This window comes from Streptomyces sp. NPDC037054, from assembly GCF_055606745.1.
This window is the reverse complement of sequence record NZ_JBVJSJ010000032.1, coordinates 1-1592: the sequence shown is the minus strand read 5'-3', so window position 1 is coordinate 1592 and position 1592 is coordinate 1. Positions and strand designations below refer to the sequence as shown.

Genomic DNA, 1592 nt, shown 5'->3' with positions numbered 1-1592 from the left:
TCTAAGAGCTGTCCCGCAATGCTCGGTTGGGTACAAACGAGGTGGGGGATCTTCTGTCAGCGGAGGCGAAGGGCTGGGGCAAGCGGACCCGCCTTATGCTTCCGCCATGCAGCAGCCTCGATCCATGGCGATGACCAGCGGTGACCTGGTTGCGGCGTTCCCGCGCCAGCTTGCCAATGACGTTCGCGCGGTCTTGGCGGTCATGCCGGAGGCCCGGATCGCACCTGTGTCGCCGTTCTCGGTGTACGTGGGCGATGAAGTCGTCGCCATTCCGTATCGGATCTATCAGGACGAGCTGCCCGTCGACGTGGTGTGCTCGCTGACGGGGATGCAGCAGGCGATCCTGCACTGTCTGTACTCACGGCACTGCGACGGGCTGGTCCGCCAGCGTCACCTGGAGCAAATCGCCAGTTCCGACGAGCTGTGGGTGGTGCCGTTCGTGGTGCAGTTGGCCGGCGAGTACGTCTTGGAGATCCTGGAGTCCATCCAACACGGCCTTTCCGACCTGCCCTCCAAGCAGTCTGCCCAGCGGCTGGCATACGGGGACTTCATCGCACGGAATCCGGGGTTCTTCGCGCGGACCGAGCGCCGGGTGGTGAGCTACTGGTCCTGCTACTACCGGTGGAAGTTCCCCGTGTTCGGCACATACCCGGGCTGCCATCTGCTGGAGCTGCTGCGGGCCGCCGCAATCGACCGCACGGGCAGACCATGGCCCCGCCACACGCCTCCCGGGCTAACGGCGGAGACCGGTCCGTGAGATGAACACCGTCGCCGTCATCCGGTGAGTGCGAGGTTGTGCAGGTGGGCGATGCCGAGCACCGCGTGGTGGACGCCGTCGCCTTTCAGCCGGCAGTCGCGAAGGATCTTCCACGTCTTCATGCGGGCGAAGACGTGCTCGACACGGGCCCGGACCTGCTTGTGGGACTTGTTGTGCGCCTGCTTCCAGGCAGGCAGTTCCTCGTCCTTCGCGTGGCGGCGATGTGGGATGACCAGCCCTGTTCCCCGGTAGCCGCCGTCGGCGATGGTGGTCGTGGTGCCGACGGCGGTCTTGGCACCGGACTCGCTCCAGGCCCGGCAGTCGTTGCGGTTACCGGGCAAGGGCTGGCCGACCACGACGACCAGGCGGGTGTCGGCGTCGATGACCACTTGGTGATTGGTGGAGTAGCGGTAGTTCTTCGACTGCTCTGCGATCTTGTGGTCGCGAGTGGGCACCAACGTGCCGTCGACGATGAGCACCGTATCCCTGCGGAACCGCTTCCTGGATTGCAGCGCCAACAACGGACCGGTGCGGTCGATGATGCGATCGGCCGCCGACTTCGAGATCCCGAACAATGGGGCAAGTTGGCGCAAAGTCAGGTTGGTGCGCCAGTACGCCGTGACCAGCAGCACCCGATCCTCCAGCGGCAGGCTCCACGGTCGGCCCCGGCGGCCTGCGTCGCCGCCGTCACGCCGCAGCTGACGCATCAGCTTGCCAAACACCCGCGGGCTCAGCCCGGTAAACGGGGCTATCCAAGACGACTCCGACGCCGTGATCACACCAGACACCGCAAGATCATCTCAGCCGTGGCCAGCCGTTACGGGACAGCCCTTAG

The 1592-nt window shown here is 65.6% G+C and carries 2 protein-coding genes; one reads left to right on the top strand and one right to left on the bottom strand.

Features of this window, described 5'->3' with window-relative positions:
• The first annotated feature begins 124 nt into the window (after window positions 1-124).
• Window positions 125-757 (top strand): hypothetical protein, encoded by a 633-nt coding sequence (locus ACZ7D7_RS33915; RefSeq protein WP_470829392.1) that lies wholly within the window; start codon window positions 125-127, stop codon window positions 755-757.
• A gap of 17 nt (window positions 758-774) precedes the next feature.
• Here the strand turns inward: ACZ7D7_RS33915 and ACZ7D7_RS33910 are convergent, their stop codons facing one another.
• Complete coding sequence (locus ACZ7D7_RS33910) at window positions 775-1545, bottom strand: transposase (RefSeq protein ID WP_470829390.1); 771 nt, start codon at window positions 1543-1545, stop codon at window positions 775-777.
• Window positions 1546-1592 lie beyond the last annotated feature (47 nt).

What these genes read in the sequence shown, in the direction of transcription:
- ACZ7D7_RS33915 (WP_470829392.1), top strand. Translation starts at nt 125, where the DNA reads ATGGCGATGACCAGCGGTGACCTGGTTGCGGCGTTCCCGCGCCAGCTT.